Source organism: Rahnella sp. P4_A8 (assembly GCF_056402435.1).
On the sequence record NZ_JBFUHK010000035.1, the window covers coordinates 15,394 to 30,985 of the forward strand.

At 53.7% G+C, this 15,592-nt stretch carries 13 protein-coding genes; 5 read left to right on the forward strand and 8 right to left on the reverse strand.

The annotated features are described in order from the left end of the window. Positions 1 to 47: 47 nt before the first annotated feature. Complete coding sequence (locus AC1DUO_RS16485; RefSeq protein ID WP_013575052.1) at positions 48 to 494, reverse strand: winged helix-turn-helix transcriptional regulator; 447 nt, start codon at positions 492 to 494, stop codon at positions 48 to 50. Between the two features lie 113 nt (positions 495 to 607). On the opposite strand from AC1DUO_RS16485, the gene AC1DUO_RS16490 reads away from it, so the two are divergent. Beyond that, positions 608 to 1,402 (forward strand): SDR family NAD(P)-dependent oxidoreductase, encoded by a 795-nt coding sequence (locus tag AC1DUO_RS16490; protein ID WP_015689686.1) that lies wholly within the window; start codon positions 608 to 610, stop codon positions 1,400 to 1,402. A gap of 92 nt (positions 1,403 to 1,494) precedes the next feature. Continuing rightward, positions 1,495 to 2,184, forward strand: coding sequence for a fumarylacetoacetate hydrolase family protein (locus AC1DUO_RS16495; RefSeq protein ID WP_013575050.1), 690 nt, complete (start codon positions 1,495 to 1,497; stop codon positions 2,182 to 2,184). Positions 2,185 to 2,204: 20 nt separating this feature from the next. Here AC1DUO_RS16495 and AC1DUO_RS16500 read toward each other — a convergent pair whose 3' ends face one another. The 7 genes from AC1DUO_RS16500 to AC1DUO_RS16530 all read right to left on the reverse strand — a co-directional run bounded on the left by AC1DUO_RS16500 (position 2,205) and on the right by AC1DUO_RS16530 (position 10,449). Then, positions 2,205 to 3,011 (reverse strand): hypothetical protein, encoded by an 807-nt coding sequence (locus AC1DUO_RS16500; protein ID WP_015689685.1) that lies wholly within the window; start codon positions 3,009 to 3,011, stop codon positions 2,205 to 2,207. After that, entirely contained in the window at positions 3,011 to 3,208 is a 198-nt protein-coding gene (locus AC1DUO_RS16505) for a hypothetical protein (RefSeq protein WP_013575048.1), read from the reverse strand. The genes AC1DUO_RS16500 and AC1DUO_RS16505 overlap by 1 nt, the downstream gene beginning before the upstream one ends. A 134-nt stretch (positions 3,209 to 3,342) precedes the next feature. Next, entirely contained in the window at positions 3,343 to 4,824 is a 1,482-nt protein-coding gene (gene ansP / locus AC1DUO_RS16510) for an L-asparagine permease (RefSeq protein WP_015689684.1), read from the reverse strand. 230 nt (positions 4,825 to 5,054) lie between these two features. Next, the gene (gene bglG, locus AC1DUO_RS16515; RefSeq protein WP_015689683.1) at positions 5,055 to 5,903 is read right to left on the reverse strand and encodes a transcriptional antiterminator BglG; all 849 of its coding nucleotides are present in this window, start codon (positions 5,901 to 5,903) and stop codon (positions 5,055 to 5,057) included. Positions 5,904 to 6,076: 173 nt separating this feature from the next. Next, entirely contained in the window at positions 6,077 to 7,474 is a 1,398-nt protein-coding gene (locus AC1DUO_RS16520; protein WP_015689682.1) for a glycoside hydrolase family 1 protein, read from the reverse strand. A 22-nt stretch (positions 7,475 to 7,496) separates the two neighbouring features. Further along, on the reverse strand, positions 7,497 to 9,371 hold the full coding sequence (bglF, locus tag AC1DUO_RS16525) for a PTS beta-glucoside transporter subunit IIABC (protein ID WP_477988008.1): 1,875 nt from the start codon (positions 9,369 to 9,371) through the stop codon (positions 7,497 to 7,499). Positions 9,372 to 9,675: 304 nt separating this feature from the next. Beyond that, on the reverse strand, positions 9,676 to 10,449 hold the full coding sequence (locus AC1DUO_RS16530) for an SDR family NAD(P)-dependent oxidoreductase (RefSeq protein WP_015689680.1): 774 nt from the start codon (positions 10,447 to 10,449) through the stop codon (positions 9,676 to 9,678). A gap of 118 nt (positions 10,450 to 10,567) precedes the next feature. Here AC1DUO_RS16530 and AC1DUO_RS16535 point away from each other — a divergent pair, with 118 nt between their 5' ends. The 3 genes from AC1DUO_RS16535 (at position 10,568) to AC1DUO_RS16545 (ending at position 15,553) form a co-directional block, all read left to right on the forward strand. Then, positions 10,568 to 11,467, forward strand: a complete 900-nt coding sequence (locus AC1DUO_RS16535) for a LysR family transcriptional regulator (RefSeq protein WP_223509477.1) — start codon at positions 10,568 to 10,570, stop codon at positions 11,465 to 11,467. A gap of 298 nt (positions 11,468 to 11,765) precedes the next feature. Beyond that, positions 11,766 to 13,178 (forward strand): MFS transporter, encoded by a 1,413-nt coding sequence (locus AC1DUO_RS16540; RefSeq protein ID WP_443566547.1) that lies wholly within the window; start codon positions 11,766 to 11,768, stop codon positions 13,176 to 13,178. Next, positions 13,175 to 15,553: a glycoside hydrolase family 3 N-terminal domain-containing protein gene (locus tag AC1DUO_RS16545; protein ID WP_477988011.1), complete on the forward strand. Its 2,379-nt coding sequence runs from the start codon at positions 13,175 to 13,177 to the stop codon at positions 15,551 to 15,553. The genes AC1DUO_RS16540 and AC1DUO_RS16545 overlap by 4 nt, the downstream gene beginning before the upstream one ends. Positions 15,554 to 15,592: the final 39 nt, after the last annotated feature.

Below are 15,592 nucleotides of genomic sequence, written 5' to 3' on the forward strand. Positions count from 1 at the left end.
CACCCCAACCCCCCCTTCGCAGGGGAGGGAGTCGACCGAATTCTCGATCAAGATTCAGGAATAATCGCCTTTATATCCCGGCTTTCCAGCACCCGCCCGTCCTGCGCATGGATTTCCAGCTTACGCAGCGGCTGGCGATTTTCGATATCTACCAGTTGCGTGCAGGCTTCGCCGGCTTCAAACAGATATTCACTTCCCCACTGCCCCAGCGCAACCAGCACCGGTTGCAGCGCCAGTCCTTTTTCCGTCAGCACGTAATCCTGATACGCCGAACCATCTGCCGCCGGTTCAATCTTCATAATGCCTTCGGCAACCAGCGCTTTCAGGCGGGAGCTGAGAATGTTCTTCGCCGCCCCCAGACTGCGCTGAAATTCACTGAATCGTGAGAGGCCGTACATCGCATCGCGGACAATCAGCAACGTCCACCAGTCACCGATGAGATCCAGCGCGCGGCCAGCCGGACAAGGCGTGTTTTCCAGACGGGTTCGTTTCATGGCACTTCCTGCTCAATGCGGTTTAAAAAATCTGGTTGCATTATAAAACCACCAGTGCTAAAAATCACCTGGTTTTATTATTAAACCACCCTATCCAACACCGAGGTTCTACTATGTCAGATACAATTCGCACTCAGTCCGTGGCCTTAATCACCGGCGCATCAAGCGGCATCGGGGCCACTTACGCCGACCGTCTGGCGAAACGCGGTTATGATTTAGTGCTGGTTGCCCGTGATGCAACGCGCCTGAAAGCACTGGCTGAACGCCTGCAGGATGAAACCGGCGTAAAAATCACCGTGTTACCCGCAGACTTAACCCGCAGCGAAGATCTGGCACGCGTTGAGGATTTTATCCGTGCAACACCGCAGATTTCCCTGCTGATCAATAACGCCGGGGCTTCGCTGAAAGCCGGTTTTGAAAACAGCGATGCCGACGCCATCGGGAATCTGATCACCCTGAACGTCACCTCGGTGGCGCGTCTTTCACGCGTCGCTTTCGACGGTCTGATCAAGCATAAAGACGGGGCGATTATTAATATCGCGTCCGTGATGGCGCTGACGCCAGAGTTGCAATCTGCGGTGTATTCCGCCACCAAAGCCTTTGTGCTGACTTTCAGCCAGACGCTGCAATTTGAAATGGCCGAGCGCGGTCTGTACGTTCAGGCCGTATTACCTGCCGCAACGCGTACAGAAATCTGGGAACGTTCGGGCAAAAATATCGATGAAGTGCCGGGTGTAATGGAAGTGGGTGAACTGGTGGATGCCGCCTTGCTGGGCTTTGACCGCAAAGAAAAAATCACCATTCCGCCATTGCAGGACGAAAAACAGTGGGATGAATTTGATGCCCTGCGCAGTGCAATGGTACCGAACTTCCTGCAGGCTCACGCCGCACCGCGTTACAAGGCCTGACAGTGACACATTGACCAGTAACATAAATTTACTGGTCAATGTTGATTCGCTTTGCAAATATGTTAATTCGATAACTTTGTGAAGTGAATACGATGACTGAATATGTAATTGCTGCACCCGAAGTTCCGTCTCTCGCCGTCGAAGGCCAGAGCGCCCGCTTTCCGTTGCGCCGCGTGTATTGTGTTGGCCGTAACTATTCCGAGCACGCCCGTGAGATGGGTCATGATCCTGACCGCGAACCGCCTTTCTTTTTTGGCAAACCGGCTGATGCCGTGGTTCCCGCCAGCGGCAATGTGCCGTACCCGACGCTGACCGACGATCTGCATTATGAAGTAGAACTGGTCGTTGCGATTGCCAGAGGCGGTAAAGATATTGCCGCTGAAGACGCACTGTCACACGTCTGGGGTTATACCGTGGGCGTAGATTTAACCCGTCGTGATATTCAGGCGCAGGCCAAGAAACTGGGACGTCCGTGGGATTTCGCCAAAGGGTTTGATGATTCCGCACCGGCGAATCCGCTGCAACCCGTGAGTCAGACAGGTCATCCGGCTGCCGGTAAAATCTGGCTCGATGTGAACGGTGAAAAACGTCAGCGCGGTGATTTGAGCGACCAGATCTGGCAGGTAGCGGACGTCATCAGCTATCTCTCTCAGGCGGTTGAACTCAAGCCCGGTGATCTGATCTATACCGGTACGCCAGCAGGTGTGGGTCCGGTAGTGCGCGGTGATGTGATCACCGGCGGCATCGAAGGTCTGAGTGATTTCAGCTTCACTATCGTGTAATGCATGCAGGACGCCTTATTTCAGGCGTCCTTCTCACCAATTTTCCGGGCCATTTCTTCTTCAACCAGCGGAATAAGCTTCTCAAACGCACAGGCACTTGACGGGTCAAACAGCGACAGCGTTTCTATCTGGCTCAGTAAAATCACCTTACGAAACTTCAGCGCGCTCACCGGATCTGACACCGGCGTGATGCCATGTTCCTGATAATAGCGGGCATAATTATGCTCAACGCGCAGCTCCAGTGTGTCTTTATCGCGATAACCGCTGACCATCGGGATCACGACCACATTGTCCGACGAACTTGTTTCACACCTTGCGGTATGCACCATGCCGATATAAACACGCCGCGACTGCAGGGTGATGAATACCATATCGCCCTCTTCCATACACTGATACAACAGTCCTTCCACGCCGTTGGCGCGGGTAAGTTGTTTGTACAACTCTCTGCGTCCGGCAGTATTAAGGCGTAAGCCCGGTGACCAGGTAGTGCGGACCAGACACAGCATCACGGAGACGGCAAGCATAATCACCACCGGTGCCTGAATGCCTAAGAAACTCCAGTTGATGAAATCACGCTGGTAGTGCACATCCTGATGTAAATGCGGCAAGGCGGGCAGCCAGTTGATGACACCGGAAATCCCCCACAGCGCCAGATATAGCAGTGCTATGACCAGTACACCCTGCAGGACAAAAATACAGCCATACAGCGCCACCAGAAAATAGACGTCCCAGCCAAAGGTGCGTTTAAGTTTGAAGCGCGATGAAATGTCGCGGGTGGTATACCAGTAGCCGCAGACCATTAACACCATGAAAACGGCTGTCGCCATTACAGCACGCTCATGCGTTTGACGTGGCGGGCAAAGTCTTGCTGCATCTCCTGATTAGCCGGATTGACTGATGCCGTCCCGTTTTCATCAATCAGAATACGCTCGCCCTCTTCCAGCGTATTTTCCATGTCTGCGGCGCTGAACAGTCCGAGGAACTTTTCCGGGCTGGAAAATATTTGTAAAACAATCTTCAACATAGGTTTGCCTCTCCTCATAAAAGAATAAGCCTAGTCAAAGGAAAGAGACATTGTGGCTGTTTCAGATTTTTTACGGGCAGGAATGAAAAAGGGCCGCCATGACGGCAGCCCTTTGCTGGAATCTGCGAAACGAATTACTTCGCTTCAATACTTTCCTGATGTGCTTCTTCCTGCGCAGCCTGTTCGGCATGCACTTCAGCAGCACGTTTGCGCAGACCCATCCAGCCCAGTACCAGCAGAATGATCAGCACCGGAATGGTCGCCACCGTGTAGGTGCCGTTCGGGTAGTCAAACGCCATCAGGATCAGAACGCCCGCCAGGAAGGCCAGCGTCAGCCACGAGGTCACCGGTGCCCACGGCATTTTGAAGGAAACGTCTTTCGCACGACCTTCTTTGATCGCAGTACGCAGTTTCATCTGACAGACAATGATGAAAGCCCATGAACTGAGGATGCCGAGTGAGGCGACGTTCAGGACAATCTCAAACACCTGCGAAGGCACGTAATAGTTGAGCACTACACCGATCACATAAATGCCGACAGTGACCAGAATACCGGCGTACGGCACCTGCTGCGCACTCATCTTCGACATGAATTTCGGTGCTGAACCGCCCATCGACAGGGAACGCAGAATACGACCGGTGGAATACAAGCCGGAGTTGAGGCTCGACAGCGCTGCGGTCAGAACCACGATATTCATGATGGTACCGATGTAAGGCACGCCCAGCTTGCTGAAGAAGGTGACAAACGGACTTTGGCCCGCCTGATAGGCATTCCACGGCAGCAACAGCACCAGTAACACCACGGAGCCGACGTAGAACAAAGCGATACGCCAGATAACGCTGTTAATGGCTTTCGGCAGCACTTTCTCAGGATCTTTGGTTTCGCCCGCCGCCGTACCGACCAGCTCAATGGCCGCAAAGGCAAAGACCACGCCCTGCACCAGAACCAGCGCCGGTAACAAACCGTGCGGGAAAATACCGCCGTTGTCGGTGATCAGATGCAGACCGGTGGTGTTACCGTCCAGTTGTTTGCCGGTGCCGAGGAACACCACGCCAACCACCAGGAAGATAGCAATCGCCGCCACTTTGATCAGCGCAAACCAGAATTCCATCTCAGCGAACCACTTCACGCCGATCATGTTCATGGTTGCCACTATCGCCAGTGCGCCCAACGCAAACATCCATTGCGGAACATCACCGAAGGTTCCCCAGTAGTGCATGTACAGAGCCACTGCGGTGATATCGACAATGCCGGTCATCGCCCAGTTCAGGAAGTACATCCAGCCTGCTACGTAAGACGCTTTTTCACCCAGGAATTCACGGGCATAGGATACGAAGCTGCCACTGGTCGGACGGTGTAAAACCAGTTCGCCCAGTGCACGCAGGATAAAGAATGAGAAAATACCACACACCGCATACACGATAGCCAGCGCCGGACCCGCCATCTGTAAACGCGCACCCGCGCCGAGAAACAGACCGGTACCGATAGAACCACCAATGGCAATCATCTGAACCTGACGGTTGCCCATACTCTTGTGATAACCATGATCGTGAGAGTCCAGCCAGCGCCGTTTAGCCGCGTGCTTCGCCTCTGCCGTTTTTTTATGAGACTTCATTATGAGTTGTTCTCCAAAATAACCTTCACCTGACGCCGGGTGCTGCAAGCAAACGATTGCAAGCCTCGCCGTTTATGGGGTTTACCCACTGTAGTTTTTTTAGCCGGAACTGTTTTGGTGCAATAACGGCGAAGGATGCTACCTGTTCTCACTAACCGTGGCAAAAAAAACCGTCATTAAAAATTGTGAACAGTCATATTTCGCGCAGCAAATTTTGCGCTTGCGTGCGCTCAGGACGATTCTTTCGGCAGACACTCTTTTCTCACCCGTTCGATATTAATGGAGAGATACATAATTTCTTCCGTGGTCAGTTCGCGCTGATATTGCGCGGCCAGATAATCGCCGATTTTTTCCGCGCACAGCCACGCCTGTGGGTAATTTTCTTTTACCGCCACGTGCAGGGTCATGTCATCGTCGGCCACCACCGTGCGGCTGAGCATCCGCTGGGCGAAGAATTTAAGATGGGTGACGAAGCGCTGGTAGCTCAGCGACTCCTCGTCGTATTCAATACGCAGCTGGTATTTCACCAGATTGAGGATTTCCTGCATCACGCGGGTAATCTGCGCCACTTCCGGCATTTCGCCGTTAAGCTGCGCATTGACCAGATGCAGGGCAATAAAACCGGCTTCATCCACCGGCAATCGCACGCCGAGGCGCGAATCGATGATCTCCAGCGCTTCCAGCCCGAGGGCATATTCCTTCGGGTACAGACGGCGGGTTTCCCACAGCAAGGCATTGCTGACCGGCACGCCCTTCTTCTGCCGTTCGATGGCAAAATTGCAGTGATCGGTGAGTGCGATATACAGGTTTTCCTGCAATTTCCCCAGCCGTCCCCGCGCCAGCGAAATAATCTGATCACAGGTGGTCATCACTTCCATCGGAATATGCGACAGCAACTCCGTCAGATGCGCGACCAGTTCGTCATTCTGCAGGGCAAAAATTTTCTCGATTTTGCTTTCATCCAGCTCATCCCCGGCTTTCTTCATAAACGCCAGCCCGCGTCCCATCACCACCTGTTCGCGTTGCTGCCCGCTGACGACAACCACCACATTATTATTGAGTATTTTGGCGATTTTCATTGTAACTCCCTGAAAAGAAAAACCTGATCGTCCGTATGGATGATCAGGTTTTGTCTGCCGCAGTCTTGGGATCTGCCTGATGACTTTACCAGATCCGATCCTCAGTCAGACGTAAATTTTGCCCTCAAAACGTGACGATGGCCTTAAGTCCCTTCAGACCAGATCAGATCAGATCAGGATGTTAATGACGCACCGTTTGAATTAATCACTTCCTGATACCAGAAGAAACTTTTCTTACGGCGGCGCTCCAGCGTGCCATTGCCCTGATCGTCGCGGTCTACATAGATATAACCATAACGCTTGGAGAATTCCGCTTTCGAGGCGCTGACCAGATCAATCGGTCCCCAGCTGGTGTAACCCATCACTTCCACGCCGTCTTCAATGGCTTCACGCACCTGAACCAGATGGTCATTGATGTACTGAATGCGGTAATCATCATTAATGCTGCCGTCAGCTTCGACTTTATCGCGCGCGCCTAAACCGTTCTCCACAATAAATAGCGGTTTCTGATAACGGTCATAAAGCTCATTCATTAAGAAGCGCAACCCTTCCGGGTCAATCTGCCATCCCCATTCGGAACTTTGCAGATGCGGGTTCGGCACCATATTTAATATATTGGCGCGCGCTTTAATATTTTGTTCTTCATCCGTGGTGACACAACCGGTCATGTAATAACTGAATGAGATAAAGTCGACGGTTTCTTTCAACGCGGCTTTATCTTCAGAAGTAATATTAATTTCCATGCCGCGGTCTTTAAAGAAACGCGGCATATAAGCCGGATACGCGCCACGCACCTGAACATCGCCGAAGAATAACCAGTCGCGGTTCTGCTGCAAGGTTTCCATCATATCGGCCGGTTTGCAGGTCAGCGGATACAGCATTCCGCCAAGCAGCATATTGCCGATTTTGCCGTCAGGAATGATCTCGTGACAGGCTTTTACCGCTTTGGCACTGGCAACCAGTTGATGGTGAATGGCCTGATAGATGTCCTGTTTGCTGCTGTCTTCCGGCAATCCGACGCCGGTAAACGGCGCATGCAGCGACATATTGATTTCGTTAAAGGTCAGCCAGTGTTTGACTTTATCTTTATAACGGGTGAACACCGTGCGGGCGTAATTCTCGAAGAAACCGATGGTGTCACGACTGCCCCAGCCACCGTGTTTTTTTACGATGCCGTACGGCATTTCGTAGTGAGAAAGCGTCACCAGCGGTGTAATACCGTATTTTGCCATCTCATCAAACAGGCGATCGTAGAATGCCAGCCCCGCTTCGTTCGGCTGCGATTCATCCCCCTGAGGGAAGATACGCGTCCAGGCGATTGAGGTGCGCAATACGGTAAAACCCATTTCAGCGAACAATTTCATATCTTGCGGATAACGGTGGTAGAAATCGATGGCGACATCTTTCACGCCGAAATCCCCTTCCGTGCGTTCCTGCACCGGGCCGAAAACACCCTGCGGTTGCAGATCCGATGTGGATAAGCCTTTACCGTCGGTCAGGTAAGCCCCTTCAACCTGATTAGCGGCAACGGCTCCGCCCCATAAAAATCCGTTTGGAAATGGCTTGTTCATATGAACCTCCTGGCTCTGTTCGTTAGCGTAATAAAGTCAGTAAAAGGGTTTGTTCGCTGGCGTCCTGTCCGACACAGGCCGGAATGACGTCGAGATAATCGTCGCTGTTGGTGACCAGCACCGGCGTTGTCAGGTCGTAACCGGCATCAGTGATCCCCTGCACGTCGAATTCCAGCAACAAATCGCCCTGCTTCACCACCGCATCGACGTCAACGTGTGGCGTAAAGAATTTGCCGTCGAGCTTCACCGTATCGATGCCGACGTGGATCAGAATTTCTGCGCCGTCTGCCGATTCAATTCCGATGGCGTGATGGGTTTTGAACAGTGAAACCACCGTGCCGTCTACCGGTGAGACCACCCTTCCGGCGACAGGCACAATGGCCACACCTTTACCCAGCAGGCCGCTGGCGAATGTCGGATCTTTCACTGTGTCGAGTGCGATACACGGTCCGCTCATCGGGCTGGCGATCAGCATTTTGCCGCGCGGCGCCTGTAACGCATCGGCCTGGGCCTTCTCGCTGACTTCCGGCGCGACCGCTTCTTGTTTTACACCGAAGAAATAAGTCGCCAGTGCGGCAAACAACAGCGCAATCAGGGTGCCGGCAATCCCGGCGGTCACTGTTTTATCAAAACCAGTGGGCGGAATAATCTGGGTAAACGTGAAGACACTGGGGAAACCGAAGGAATACGCCGTGGTCTGGAAGTAACCGAGCACCGCAGCGCCGAGCGCACCGCCGACGCAGCCGAAAATAAAAGGACGCCGATGCGGCAGGGTGATGCCATACACCGCCGGTTCCGTGATACCGAAAATCCCGGCGCTGATCGCCGACCCTGACAATGCTCGGGTACGGACATCTTTGGTCCGCAGCATCACACCCGCGACCGCACCAACCTGTCCCATCACCGCAGGCAGTAACAGCGGCAGCATGGTGTCATGGCCGAGCACGCTGAAGTTGTTGATCATCAACGGCACCAGCCCCCAGTGCAGACCGAAGATCACACAGACCTGCCACAGTGCGCCCATAAAGGCACCGGCGACCATCGGGCTGACGTGATAAACAAACTGGTAGCCATGGGCCAGTTGCTGACTGGCCCAGGTCGCGACCGGCCCGATAACCAGGAATGTCAGCGGCACAATCACCATCAGGCAGATCAGCGGTGTGATGAAGTTACGCAGCGCGCCGGGTAAAATTTTCATCGACTGCTTTTCCAGCCAGCTTGATGCCCACGCGGCCAGAATCACCGGAATGACCGAAGAGGTATAATTGATAAAGACCAGCGGGATGCCTAAGAAATGCTCGCTGTGCGCGCCGGACTGCTGCACATCAAATGCGGCGATCATCAGCGGGTGCACCATCGCGCCGCCAATCATCATGGTCACAAACGGATTACCGCCGAATTTTTTACCGGCGGTATAACCGATCACCAGCGGGAAGAAATAAAACATAGCGTCGCTGGCGGCGAACCAGACTTTATAGGTACCGCTTTCCGGCACCATCCAGCCACAGGCCAGCGCCAGTGCCAGAAAACCTTTGAGGATCCCCGATGCCGCCATAATGCCGATAAACGGCGTGAATATGCCGGAAATGACATCAATGGCACGGGCAAACACACTGCCGTTATCACCCCTGTCGTCATCGCTGCCGTCTGAAAGCGCGCTGCCTTTCACCAGCGCTTCATAGACGGCACCGACGTGATTGCCAATCACTACCTGAAACTGACCACCGCTCTCGACCACCATGATCACGCCCGGATTTTCTTTCAGCCCGGCAGCATCGGCTTTGCTTGTATCTTTTAGCTTGAAGCGTAAACGGGTGGCACAATGCACCACACTGTTGACGTTTTCCTTTCCGCCCACTCCGCGGAGAATTTCGTCGGCTAATGTTCTGTATTCCATAGTGTCATCTCATCAGAGTAAGGGCGTCGTGCACGACATTGCCGTTGCGTTGCAAAGGGGCGGCCGGCCCCTGAATTCAGGCCAAAAAAAAACCTAAACGTCCGGTCTCTTCGTCATACACGAAGAAACGAGAAGTTTAGGTTTTGCCTGTCAGACAGTAACAATCCTGCTTTCTGAAACGGATTCTCGGGCGAATCGGAAACAGAAACAAGTCGTAATATTCGCCGGATGATGAAACTGTGATCGGCTTCAGACTTTGTGCAGACTGACGCCCGTCCCTGAGCCTCGGTCTTTTTTGTCCTGACTAACGCAGCCCCGCCACCGTAAATCCGCCATCGACCAGCAGATTCTGACCGGTCACAAATCGCGCTTCATCACTGCACAACCACGCCACAACATCCGCGACATCTGCCGGTTCGCCCACACGCCCTGCGGGTGTCAGGCGCACAAAAGGGATCAGCGTTTCTTCATTTGCGCCCATCCGCCGCGCCATCGGGGTATCGATAATGCCGGGATTAACGTTATTGATGCGGATATTCTGCGCACCGGTTTCCAGCGCTATAGCGCGGATCATCGCGTCAAGCCCGCCTTTGCTGGCGGAATACGCAGCAGAGCCAATACTGGCTCCGTGCGCCAGCCAGGAAGAGGTATTCACAATCGCACCGCCACGCCCTGCGGCGGTCATGGCTTCCAGCTGATATTTCACTGACAGCCAGACGCCTTTCAGATTGGTGGCAATCACCCGGTCAAATTCCGCTTCTGTCATGTCACTGACTGGCGCAAAACCTTCCACACCCGCATTATTAAACGCGGCGTCCAGTCGCCCGTAATGCGCCAGCGTCGCGGCAATAAGATGCCGGACCTGTGCGCTGTCTGACACATCGGCCGGCACCGCCAGGGCATCACCGCCCCGTTCACGGATCATCATCACCGTTTCCTGGAGCGCCGTTTCCCGTCTTCCTGCCACCACGACTTTCGCACCATCGCGTGAAAACGCCAGTGCGGCTGCCCGCCCGATGCCTGAGCCACCGCCCGTGACCAGCGCAACCCGCCCCTGTAACCGTAATGTTTGCGACATATTTTTCTCCGTTGATGAATTTTCCAAACCGAGGCCTGACTATAAGCGCATTGATTATTGTGAATAAGCCATGTTATATCGCATGCTTTACTGGCTTTTATTCATCAATAGGAAACTGATGCGCACCCACGAATTCGGAGAACTGAGAGCATTTGTCGCCGTAGCGGAAGAGAAGAGTTTCCGCAAAGCCGCGGCGCGGCTAAATTTAACCGCTTCAACGCTGAGCCATTCCTTACGTTCGCTGGAAGAGCGTCTGGGCGTCAGATTGCTGAACCGCACAACGCGGCAGGTATCGCCCACCGAAGCGGGTTACGCATTGCTGGCGGAAGTGGTGCCGGCATTATCAGTCATCTCTGATGCGATGGAGAAAGTGAACGCTTTGAGGGGGATACCCAAAGGCACGGTGCGTATTAATACGCCACGCATCGCTGCTGACATGGTTTTCCTGCCGCAGTTGCCCAAATTTTGTCAGACGTTCCCGGATATCACGCTGGAACTTGCCACCAATGACGGTTTCGTGGACATCATCAGTGAGGGGTTTGATGCAGGCGTACGCATCCGGGGCGATGTTCAGCAGGACATGAGTGCGGTACGCCTGACCGCCGATTTTCACTCTGCGGTGTACGGTTCGCCGGATTATTTCGCCCGCTGCCCGCAACCACAAACGCCTGCCGATTTGAAAAACCATGCCTGCATTGGGCGTCGGGAAATTGCCAGCGGTTCGCTGTACCGCTGGGAGTTCGAAAAAAATGGGCGACAGATTACCGTGCCCGTCAGCGGGCCGCTGGTGGTCGACAGCGTCAGCATGATGACCCGCATTGCGCTCGATGGAATCGGGCTGGTGTACAGCGCGCAGAGTGCTGAACATGATGCGCTGGTGGCGGAAGGTAAGCTGATCCGGGTGCTTGAAGACTGGTCGGTCACCTTTCCCGGATTCTTTCTCTATTACCCCGGCCACCGCCAGTTACCCGCCGCATTAAAAGCGGTGACCGGTTATTTCCGCTGGCGGGAAGAGTGATAAAAACCCTGTCTCAGCCCATTCACCGGAGATGGCATCCCGCTCAACGCGGGCCTTTGCCAGTCCGGATCCACGCGCCGATGAAGCAAACACCGCCGTCAGTTTGATCCCGTTCACAAATAAAAAACAAAATCAAAAAACGTAAATTGCATATTCATTTCCTCAATTGTTTACCTGAGTTCTATTCACAATACTTTTGGCACCATTTTACTTCCCAGGCTGTTTATCTTTTTTTCCGTTAAAGACATGAATTATTTTCCGTCGGTTATCTCTCCTTACAGAAAGCAGGTAACAAATAATGGTGATCACTCCGGTTCTTTCAGTAAAAGATAAGATTGGCTACGGACTCGGCGATATGGCCAGTGCGCTGGTCTGGCAAACTGCGACTTTATTTCTCGCTTATTTCTACACGGATGTTTTTGGTTTACCCGCCGCGATCATGGGCACACTATTTTTAGTGGTACGCGCCGTGGATGCCTGCGTAGATCCCTGCATCGGTGCGCTGGTTGATCGCACCACAACACGCTACGGGAAATTCCGTCCGTGGCTGCTGTGGTTTGCAATACCGTTTGGGGTCTGTTGCCTGATCACATTTTATGTACCAGACATATCACCGACCGGTAAAATTATTTATGCAGCAATCACTTATACGTTACTCAGTCTGGTATATTCCGCCATCAATGTGCCGTATTGTGCCATGCCGGGGGCGTTAACACTCGACCCGCGCGAACGCCATTCGCTGCAGTCGTGGCGCTTCGGACTGTCATTTATCGGGGGGCTGGTGGTAACAGTGATCGCCCTGCCGCTGGTGGCAAAACTCGGCGCAGGTAACCCGCAGAAAGGCTATTTCTATGCCATGAGCCTGATGGGATTACTCGGTATCGTATTATTTTTCTGTTGTTTCGCACTGACGCGTGAGCGTTATCAACCGCGCAATGACACCTCCGGTTCAATGCTGAGCGACCTGAAATTACTGTGGAATAACTCACAATGGCGCATTGTTTTTATTTTTAATATCTTACTATTATGTGCCGTCGTTATCCGTGGTTCCGCCACCATGTATTATGTGAAATATGTGCTAGGCCGCCCGGATCTGATTTTTAATTTTATTGTTTTTGGCATGATCGCCTCGTTATTTGGTGCACTATTGTCTGAGAAAATACTGGGTAAATTCGACCGGATTAAATCCTATCAATGGACAATTCTGACTTTTGTGGTGTGTAATGCAGCGATTTTCTTTATTCCCTCCCCTTCCGTCAGTCTTATTTTTGCCCTCAATCTTGTGTTCAGTTTTATCCAAAACCTGACCACCCCGCTGCAATGGACGATGTTCTCCGACGTTGTGGATCACGAAGAATCCCGCACCGGCCGCCGGCTTGACGGGCTGGTATTCTCCACTGCGCTGTTTGCCATCAAATTCGGGCTGGCACTGGGCGGTGCCATCGTCGGCTGGGTGCTTGGTATGGTCGGTTACCTGCCGAACGGCGCCACGCAAAGTGCTTCGGTGATGCTGACCATCAATTCACTGTTCACACTGGTGCCCTGTGCGTTATTCCTGCTGATGGCCGCGCTGCTTTTTACCTACAAACTCAACAGCCGCACCATGCAAACTATCGCCTCATCCCTCGCAACGCGACGTTCTTTCGGGGGCGACGATGACCCCGTGCTCAGCGGTTCACGCCCTTTGATTAATCAAGGAGATGTAAGATGACTTATCTTTATCAGGATGCTTCACAGCCCGTTGCCCGCCGCGTCGCCGATCTTCTGGCACGCATGACGCCGGAGGAAAAATTCGCGCAGATGCATGCGTTCTGGCTGATCCTCGACAGCAACGGCAATCACAAAGAACGTACCGATCTGAGCGATGATTTTTCCGGTCACAAACAGAGTCAGGCGCTGGAACAGCAACTGGCATCTGGCGCAGGGCAAATCACCCGTCCGCTCGGCACGCACGTGGTCAGCCCGGCAGAAGGCGTACAGGCGCTGAACCGGCTGCAAAAAACGCTGGTAGAAGACACCCGGCTGGGTATTCCGGCGATGTTCCACGAAGAATGTCTGGTCGGCTTATTGTGCAAAGACGCCACACTGTTTCCCTCGTCCCTGAGCTACGCCTCAACGTGGGATCCGCAACTGATGGAGCAAATTGCAGGTGCTATCCGTCAGGAAGCACAAAGCGTTGGTTGTCATCAGGGGCTGGCACCGGTTCTGGATGTGTCGCGCGATGTGCGCTGGGGACGTACCGAGGAAACCTTTGGTGAAGACCCGTATCTGGTCGGCGTGATGGCGACCGCTTACGTGCGCGGATTACAGGGCGAAGCGCGGGACCTGCTGGCCACGCTGAAACATTATGTCGGGCACTCTTTCAGCGAAGGGGCGCGCAACCATGCGCCGGTTCATCTTGGTTTTCGCGAGCTGAATGACACTTTCCTGCTGCCGTTTGAGATGGCGGTGAAGCTGGCGAATGCCGGTTCTGTGATGCCGGCATATCACGACATTGATGGTCAGCCTTGCCACAGCGATCACTTCCTGCTGACGGAAATCTTGCGTGAACAATGGGGGTTCGACGGTCTGATTGTTGCCGATTACGGTGGTGTCAGCCTGCTGCATCAGCATCACGGTGTCAGCCACGACGATGCCGAATCCGSCGCGCTGTCGTTCAATGCGGGTCTGGATATTGAATTACCGAAAGGTGACTGCGCACAACATCTGGCGGATGCCGTTTCGCGTGGCCTGATTGATATGGCGAAAATTGACGAAATTGTCGCACGCGTGCTGACTGAAAAATTTCGCCTTGGCCTGTTTGAACAGCCTTACGCCATTGAGCCTGAGCCGCAGCTTCAGCAACCTGCCACGCGGGAACTGGCCTGGAAAGCCGCGGTCCGCTCAATCACTCTGCTGGAAAATAATGGCATTCTGCCGCTGAAACCCACATCCGGCCAAAAAATCGCGGTGATCGGCCCGACGGCAGATGATCCTCTGGCGTTGCTCAGCGGTTACAGTTTTCCGGTGCATCTGATCATCAGCGAAATGCAGGCGCAGACAGAACAGATCATTACGCCATTACAGGCATTACGCGAGGCCTATGGTGAGCAAAATATCCGTTATACCAAAGGTTGCCATATTCTCGAAAAACGCACAGCGGGCGCGCCGGTCTTCCCCGGCGATGCCGCAACACCCATGCAAAACTCGCCGGTATCACGAAGTACCGCGCTGATCCCGCAGGCCGTAAAACTGGCGCAGGAAAGTGACGTCGCACTGGTGTTTGTCGGCGATCTGGCCGGTTTATTCCAGAGCGGTACTGTCGGCGAAGGCTCTGATACAGACAGCCTGCAACTGCCGGGCGTTCAGCAGCAGTTGCTGGAAGCCGTGATCGCAACCGGCAAACCGACCATTGTGATAATGACCGGCGGTCGTCCGTATTCCCTTGGCGGGCTGGAAGAAAAAGTCGCCGGATACCTGATGGCATTTGCCCCCGGACAGGAAGGGGGACGCGCCATCAGCGACATTATCAGTGGCAAACAGGCTCCGTCCGGGCGGCTGGTGGTTTCCGTACCGAAAAGCGCCGGTGCGATGCCGTATTACTACAATCACAAACTGAAAAGTGGCGGCACGCCAATTGCGTTTCACTTCGGTGCAAAATACCCGTTTGGCTACGGGCTGAGCGGCACCACGTTCCGCTATCATGATTTACAACTGAATCAGCAACCGGTCGCCATCGAAAATGGCGATATTGCAGTACAAATCAAAGTCACCAATACCGGAAATCAGGCGGGCAGCGAGGTGGTGCAGGTTTATCTGCGTGACTGTGTGGCATCACTGGTGCGCCCGATGCAGGAACTCAAGGCTTTTGAGCGCGTAGCGCTGGACGCCGGACAAACCGCAACGCTGAGTTTCAGTATCCCGACCGACATGCTGAATTTCACCAGTCACGCCGGTAAGCGCATCGTCGAACCGGGTTCTGTTGAAGTTCAGGTGGGCTCTTCAAGCGCCGATATTCATGCAACAGGAAAGGTGATTCTGGCGGGTGAAGTACGCGAGTTGCCACGTAACTGGCGGATGGTCAGCCGCTGTGAAGTCAGTCGTTAATACCTGATGACGGAAAGCAAAACGGACGCTCAGGGCGTC

Coding starts and splice junctions, on each gene's coding strand:
- AC1DUO_RS16485 (WP_013575052.1), bottom strand. CDS start 494: ATGAAACGAACCCGTCTGGAAAACACGCCTTGTCCGGCTGGCCGCGCG.
- AC1DUO_RS16490 (WP_015689686.1), top strand. CDS start 608: ATGTCAGATACAATTCGCACTCAGTCCGTGGCCTTAATCACCGGCGCA.
- AC1DUO_RS16495 (WP_013575050.1), top strand. CDS start 1,495: ATGACTGAATATGTAATTGCTGCACCCGAAGTTCCGTCTCTCGCCGTC.
- AC1DUO_RS16500 (WP_015689685.1), bottom strand. CDS start 3,011: ATGGCGACAGCCGTTTTCATGGTGTTAATGGTCTGCGGCTACTGGTAT.
- AC1DUO_RS16505 (WP_013575048.1), bottom strand. CDS start 3,208: ATGTTGAAGATTGTTTTACAAATATTTTCCAGCCCGGAAAAGTTCCTC.
- ansP (WP_015689684.1), bottom strand. CDS start 4,824: ATGAAGTCTCATAAAAAAACGGCAGAGGCGAAGCACGCGGCTAAACGG.
- bglG (WP_015689683.1), bottom strand. CDS start 5,903: ATGAAAATCGCCAAAATACTCAATAATAATGTGGTGGTTGTCGTCAGC.
- AC1DUO_RS16520 (WP_015689682.1), bottom strand. CDS start 7,474: ATGAACAAGCCATTTCCAAACGGATTTTTATGGGGCGGAGCCGTTGCC.
- bglF (WP_477988008.1), bottom strand. CDS start 9,371: ATGGAATACAGAACATTAGCCGACGAAATTCTCCGCGGAGTGGGCGGA.
- AC1DUO_RS16530 (WP_015689680.1), bottom strand. CDS start 10,449: ATGTCGCAAACATTACGGTTACAGGGGCGGGTTGCGCTGGTCACGGGC.
- AC1DUO_RS16535 (WP_223509477.1), top strand. CDS start 10,568: ATGCGCACCCACGAATTCGGAGAACTGAGAGCATTTGTCGCCGTAGCG.
- AC1DUO_RS16540 (WP_443566547.1), top strand. CDS start 11,766: ATGGTGATCACTCCGGTTCTTTCAGTAAAAGATAAGATTGGCTACGGA.